Annotated in this window: 8 protein-coding genes; 7 read left to right on the top strand and 1 reads right to left on the bottom strand. The window is 72.4% G+C overall.

Annotated elements, in window-relative coordinates:
* Window positions 1-273 precede the first annotated feature (273 nt).
* Window positions 274-963, bottom strand: coding sequence for a TetR/AcrR family transcriptional regulator (locus tag E1289_RS13015; protein WP_131979612.1), 690 nt, complete (start codon window positions 961-963; stop codon window positions 274-276).
* 113 nt (window positions 964-1,076) lie between these two features.
* Here E1289_RS13015 and E1289_RS13010 point away from each other — a divergent pair, with 113 nt between their 5' ends.
* The 7 genes from E1289_RS13010 to E1289_RS12975 all read left to right on the top strand — a co-directional run bounded on the left by E1289_RS13010 (window position 1,077) and on the right by E1289_RS12975 (window position 6,063).
* Window positions 1,077-1,760 carry a PaaI family thioesterase gene (locus E1289_RS13010; RefSeq protein ID WP_131979610.1) on the top strand — a complete coding sequence of 228 codons (684 nt, stop codon included), beginning with the start codon at window positions 1,077-1,079 and terminating at the stop codon, window positions 1,758-1,760.
* Window positions 1,761-1,999: 239 nt separating this feature from the next.
* Window positions 2,000-2,413, top strand: coding sequence for a VOC family protein (locus E1289_RS13000; RefSeq protein ID WP_131979607.1), 414 nt, complete (start codon window positions 2,000-2,002; stop codon window positions 2,411-2,413).
* A 117-nt stretch (window positions 2,414-2,530) separates the two neighbouring features.
* Window positions 2,531-2,944, top strand: a complete 414-nt coding sequence (locus E1289_RS12995; RefSeq protein ID WP_131979604.1) for a VOC family protein — start codon at window positions 2,531-2,533, stop codon at window positions 2,942-2,944.
* 46 nt (window positions 2,945-2,990) lie between these two features.
* On the top strand, window positions 2,991-3,329 hold the full coding sequence (locus E1289_RS12990) for a YciI family protein (protein WP_131979601.1): 339 nt from the start codon (window positions 2,991-2,993) through the stop codon (window positions 3,327-3,329).
* A gap of 5 nt (window positions 3,330-3,334) precedes the next feature.
* A complete protein-coding gene (locus E1289_RS12985; RefSeq protein WP_131979598.1) occupies window positions 3,335-4,582 on the top strand; it encodes a DUF6596 domain-containing protein in 1,248 nt (415 codons plus the stop codon).
* A gap of 55 nt (window positions 4,583-4,637) precedes the next feature.
* Window positions 4,638-5,003, top strand: coding sequence for a MerR family transcriptional regulator (locus E1289_RS12980; RefSeq protein WP_131979595.1), 366 nt, complete (start codon window positions 4,638-4,640; stop codon window positions 5,001-5,003).
* 46 nt (window positions 5,004-5,049) lie between these two features.
* A complete protein-coding gene (locus tag E1289_RS12975) occupies window positions 5,050-6,063 on the top strand; it encodes a zinc-binding dehydrogenase (protein WP_131979592.1) in 1,014 nt (337 codons plus the stop codon).
* Window positions 6,064-6,108 lie beyond the last annotated feature (45 nt).

Genomic DNA, 6,108 nt, shown 5'->3' with positions numbered 1-6,108 from the left:
ACGCAGCCCAGCCCCACCCTGGCCGCCACGATTCCCCCCGCCGACGTCCCCGTCCTCCCAGGTCAGGCTAGATCAGCACCCCGGAACCCCACCTCGGGCATGCCGATTGCATTCGATGAACGGAACAAGTCTGTACACGGTGACGAATCGCGTTCTCTTTGGCCACGGCCCGCGCCCTTTACTTTGTAGATTCGTAAGTTCCGCGACGACGCGGGGGCGCCGGAACCGCACTCGCCCGGCACCTGATGGACGGCATCCGGTCCTGGCACCGCCTCAGTGGCGGGGTTCGAGATAGCCGGCGATCGACTCCGCCAGCACGGCGCGCGCGTCATCGATGTCGGCCCAGGTGCTCAGGTGCTGTTCCAGGTAGAGGCCGCGGACGGCCGCGGGCAGGAGGTGACGCACGCGCTCCAGCCGGTAGGCGTCCACGACGAGCCCGCGGAACGCCCGCGCGTAGGCGCGCCGCCACCGGCGGTCCCAGCGGCCGAGCTGTTCGGCCGTTCGCGGGTACGCCTCGGTGAACTCGGCCGTGTTGCGCGGAAGCAGGCTCCGCAGCGCCGCCACCGCCCGGCCCGGGGGCGAGTCGAGGCCCGACCAGAGGGCGTCAACGATACGGCTCATCCGTTCGGTGACGGACCCGTCGTCGATGTCCTTCCACGGCAGCATGTCGCCCTGGTTCGCCAGCTCTTCGAGGACGGCGGCCCAGAGCCCGTCGACGCCGCCGAACTGGTGCTGGACCGTCCCCCAGGTGACCCCGGCGCGTTTCGCGACGAGGTTGGCGCTGGCCTCGCCGCCGTGCTCGCTGTCGGCGAGCATGGCGATCGCGGTCCTGATCACGCGGGCACGCGTCTCCAGACCGCGCCGGTTGAGCGGGGCGCCCCGCGCGTTCAGCGGAGGGCCGGTGACACCGCGGCCCGCCGGTTCCTCCGGCTTCGCGCCCTGGGCGGACGAGGGCTCAGTCACGGGAGCGATTGTAGTTCGGGCGCCATGGCGAGGACGGCCGCATCGGCGGAGTGAGCATAGACACATCTATGTGATGCTGGTGGCGCCGGTTCCCGCGGGTATACGGTCGGCGCATGACGAGCCGCCAGCCCTCCCTCAGAGCGTCCGCGTGGAAAGCCGGCGGCTTCGTCCGCGACGATACGCCGACCGCCGAGGTGGAACGCCGGGAAGCGGTGATCGAGTCGCTGGCCGGAACCGTCCGCGACCTGATCGACGCGACGATCCGCACGACGGTCGACGACGACGAGGTCCATCGGGTCAGGGACGACCTCGCCGCGCTCGTCGACAGGCTGCGGGCCGCCCAGCTGCCCGGTCCCGCCGGAGTCAGGTACAACACCGAATTCCGGTCCTGGAACTGGGGCAACGCCGTGGTGGGTGCGGCGAACGGGATCGCCCCGCCGCTCCGCATCGTCCATGATCCGGCCGGGTGCCACGCCGACGTGGTCCTCGGCGCGGCCTACGAGGGGCCTCCGGGACTGGTCCACGGCGGAGTCTCCGCGTTGCTGCTCGACCACATCTTGGGCGAGACGGCGTCCGGAAGGCGGCGGACGGCCTTCACCGGGACGCTCACCATGCGCTACCGGCGCGGCACTCCCCTCGGCCCCCTGCGGCTCGAAGGGAGAATCGTGGGCGAGGAGCGCCGCAAGATCTTCGTGGCCGGCTCGATCTCCGACGCCGACGGCGTCACCGTCGAGGCCGAGGGCATCTTCATCCAGCCGCTGGGCACCCCCGCCGTCCCGGAGCAACCCAGCACATAGACCCCGCTATGTGCACGCCGCGCCGGCCGGTGGCGGACGGGGGCGACGACGTCGACGGCGTCGCCGCTCACGACGTCCGCGTCCGGCCAGTCCAGGGGGCCTTCCAGGGTGGTCGACACCACCGTCGCCGGGAACACCTTTACCGAAGTTCGGCCATGCCGAGTCCCAATGCCGGTTGCCGCGTGCGGAGACGGACGGTGAGGATCGAAGCGCAACCTGGGTCACAAAGGAGGCGCCCGGTGACATCGCAGCTCAATCCATACATCAGCTTCAACGGCAACGCCCGGGAGGCGATGGAGTTCTACCACGACGTCCTCGGCGGCGAGGTGACGATGCACACCTTCGGCGAGTACGGCGACCCGGACGCGCCGGAAGGCGAGAAGATCATGCACGGCACCCTGCGGTCCGAGCTCGGCTACACGCTCATGGCCGCCGACACCCCGCCCGGCATGCCCCATAACCCCGGCGACAACATCACCATCAGCCTGAGCGGCGACGACGCCGACACGCTGCGCGGCTACTGGGCGAAGCTGTCCGAGAGCGGCACCGTGACGGTCCCGCTGGAGGTGCAGATGTGGGGCGACGAGTACGGCCAGTGCACCGACCGCTTCGGCATCAACTGGATGGTCAACATCACCGGCTCGTCCGACTGACCGGAGCCCGGCGGGTGCCGCCCCGGCCGGCCGGACCCGCGGCCGTTGTCGGATCGGGCCCGGTCCCGTTCGTCTGGGGGGTGAAGGCATCATTCCCCAAGCGCAAGGAGCGGACCCGTGAACCCGACCCTCGACACCGTCGACATCGTCGTCGCCGACATCCAGGCCGCCATCGGCTTCTACGCCCGGCTCGGCCTGACCTTCACCGTCGACCCCGCCTACCCCGACCACGCGAGCTGCGACCTGCCCGGCGGCCTGCACCTGATGCTGGACACCGAGAAGTTCCGCGGCTCCGCCCAGACCGGGGGCTGGAACCGCCCGTCCGGCGACCCGCGCAACTTCCTGGCGTTCCGGTTCGGCTCCCCGGCCGACGTCGACGCCAAGTACGCCGAGCTCACCGCCGCCGGATACCCCGGCGTGCAGGAGCCCTGGGACGCGTTCTGGGGCATGCGGTACGCCACCGTGACCGACCCCGACGGGAACGGCATCGACCTGTACTGCCCCTTGGCCGAACCGTCCGACGTACAGTGACCGCCCCGGGGACCAAACGACCACGAGTTCGGGAAGGGACGAAAGCGTGAAGTACGTGCTGATGTTCGCGGAGACCGAGGAGTTCGCCCGCGACCTGGAGGCGATGTCCGAGGCCGAGCGGCAGGAGGCGTTCGAGGCGGTCGGCCGCTGGTTCAGCGAGCACGCGGCCCAGATCACCCACCACGCGCGCCTGCACGCCCCGGAGACGGCCACCACGATGCGGCTGACCGGCGGCGACGCCATCGTCACCGACGGCCCCTTCGTGGAGGGCAAGGAGGTCGTCTCCGGTTACGCCGAGCTCGAGGTCGCCGACCTGGACGAGGCGATGGCGGTCGCGCGCGCGTGGCCGGGCTGCCCGGTCGTCGAGATCCGGCCGATCACCTGACACGGATGACGGCCCCGTACGAACCCGCGCACCCGCCCGACGAGGTGCGCGCCGAGCTGGCCCGCGTGGTCCGCGAGCACGCGGGCCGGCTGACGGCGTGCCTGGTGCGGGTGCTGGGCGACTTCGCCGCCGCCGAGGACCTCGTCCAGGACGCCATCGAGACCGCCCTGCGGCGCTGGCCCGCCGACGGGATCCCCGAGCACCCCGACGCCTGGCTGCTGACCACCGCCCGCCGCCGCGGCATCGACCTCCTGCGCCGCCAGGCCACCTACCGCGGCAAGCTGGCCCAGCTCACCTGGCCGGCGCCGGCCGAACCCGACGACCGGCTGAAGCTCGTCTTCACCTGCTGCCACCCCGCGCTGCCCCGCACCGCGCAGATCGCGCTGACCCTCCGCACCGTGTGCGGGCTGACCACCGCCCAGATCGCCGCCGCGTTCCTCGTCCCCGAGGCCACCGTGGGGCAGCGCATCACCCGCGCCAAACGCAAGATCACTGAGGCGGGCATCCCGTACCGCATCCCCGCCGGCGCCGAGCTGCCCGAGCGGCTCGGCCAGGTCCTCGCGGTCATCTACCTGCTGTTCAACGAGGGCTACCTGACCAGCACCGGCGAGCGCCCCCACGCGCCCGATCTGGCCGACGACGCCGAGTGGCTGGCCGCCCAGCTGGCCTGGCTGCTGCCCCGGCAGCCCGAGGTCCTCGGCCTGCTCGCCCTCATCCGCCTGCACCAGGCCCGCACCGGCGCCCGCTTCGACCCCGCCGGCGGCCTGGTCCTCCTGCCCGACCAGGACCGCGCCCGGTGGGACCACGAGGCGATCACCGGCGCCACCCGGCTGATCGAACGCGCCGCGAAACTGCGCCGTCCCGGCCCCTACCAGCTGCAGGCCGCCATCCTCGCCTGCCACGCCGAGGCCCCCACCTGGGCCGATACCGACTGGCCGCAGATCGTGGTGCTCTACGACATGCTCCTGGCCCTGGCACCCTCACCCGTCCACCGGCTCCAGCGCGCCATCGCCCTGCACCACCACCCCGGTGCCCGCGGCGGCCCCGGCAACGCCCTGGCCGACCTGGACGCCCTTCCGCCGGCCGACCGCAAGGCCCTGGAGCACTACCCGCTGTTCCACGCCACCCGCGCCGAACTCCTGCGCGCCACCGGCCACCACGAGGACGCCCACACCGCCGACCGGCACGCCCTGGCCCACACCACCAACCCGGCGCAGCACGCTCTCCTCCGCCAACGCCTGCACTGGGAGTGACCTCGGAACGGCGGGCACCGGAAGAACGGGGTGCGCCAGGGCGTTGCCAGCGGGTGTGAAGATCGGTGAAGCCTCCCGAGTCAGCGGCGTGAGTCCGCGGTCGTTGCGGCACTACGAGGATGAGGGCCTGATCGTCCCGGGTCGTTGCAGCAACGGGTTCCGCGACTACTGCCGGTCGACCATCGACCGGGTGCTCGTCATCCGCTCGCTGCTGGAGTCCGGGCTGCCCGTGCGCCTGATCAGGGAGGTCCTCCCCCACCTCGCCGACGACCCCGATGCCGGCGCGGATGCGGTGTGCGCGGAGTTCCTGCGGGAGGTGGAGCGGCATCGCGACCGGCTTGCCGCGCGCATCGCCGTCCTCAGCGACCAGCGGGCGGCCCTCGACGCCTATCTGGGCAAGGCCCGCGGCGTCCGTCGATGACCGCCGCTTGACATTGCCGCAAGTGTGAGGCTCCTACCTTCGGCGCATGGAGATCAACGAGCGGAACACCGCCGGGGAGACGGTACGGGCACTCGTCCAGCGGTCGGATCGGGGGCCGGAGGATCTGACGCTCACGGCCGGTCAGCGCCGTCCCGTCCCGGGCCCCGGCGAGTACCTCGTCCGCGTGGGGGCCGCCGGGGTCAACTTCGCGGACGTCATGCAGTCGTACGGTACTTACGGGGGCGGCCCCCAGCCGCCCTACGTGGCGGGCTTCGAAGCCGCCGGGGAGATCGTGGGGACCGGGCCGGGCATCGACGAGCCATTGCGACCCGGCACCCGCGTCATCGGGGCCGGCCCGGGTGCCTTCGCGCAGTACATGACGATGCCCGCGGCGGGTGCGCTTCCCGTCCCCTCCGGCTGGAGCGACGCCGAGGCCCTCGGCCTGGTGCTCAACTGGGCCACCGCATTGGCGGCGCTGAAGCCGCTGGGCGAGATCAGCCCCGGGGATACGGTGCTCGTCCACGCCGCGGCCGGAGGTGTGGGGCAGGCCGCCGTCCGCCTCGCCCGGCACTACGGCGCACGCGTGATCGCCACCGCGTCACCGGCGAAGCACGGCACGGTCAGGGCGCTCGGTGCCGACGAGGTCCTGGACGCCCGGCGCCCCGATCTGGCCGCGGAGATCCTCCGCCTGACCGGCGGGGTCGACCTGGTCCTGGAATCGGTCGGGCGGGCCACGTTCGAGGCCAGCCTGTCCGCCGCCCGGCCTTTCACCGGACGCGTCGTGGTGTTCGGTGCCGCGTCCGGCGACGCCGGTCTGTCCACGCACGACCTGGTCTTCAGGCACCGGGTGCAGCTCAAGGGCCTGCACATAGGGGCGCTGGCGGACGCGGCCCCGGCCCTCTACCGGTCGCTCCTCACCGAGATCGAGGCACTGATCGCCTGCGGCGTCTACCCACCTGGAAACCCCCGGGTCCATCCGCTGGCCGCGGGGCCGGACGTGTTGCGGCGCCTGGCGGCGGGCCGGACCCGCGGCAAGCACGCCCTCGATCCCTGGCGTTGACGTGGTGCCGGCCCGGAAGGCGTCCGCCGAGGCGGCCGTCTGCGG

This window comes from Actinomadura sp. 6K520 (assembly GCF_004349245.1).
In the GTDB taxonomy this organism is placed as follows: domain Bacteria; phylum Actinomycetota; class Actinomycetes; order Streptosporangiales; family Streptosporangiaceae; genus Spirillospora.
This window is presented reverse-complemented; position numbering and strand designations above follow the sequence as displayed.

Bases quoted from the DNA above. Each gene is read 5' to 3' on its own strand.
- E1289_RS12985 (WP_131979598.1), top strand. From the start codon at position 3,335: ATGACGGCCCCGTACGAACCCGCGCACCCGCCCGACGAGGTGCGCGCC.
- E1289_RS13010 (WP_131979610.1), top strand. From the start codon at position 1,077: ATGACGAGCCGCCAGCCCTCCCTCAGAGCGTCCGCGTGGAAAGCCGGC.
- E1289_RS12975 (WP_131979592.1), top strand. From the start codon at position 5,050: ATGGAGATCAACGAGCGGAACACCGCCGGGGAGACGGTACGGGCACTC.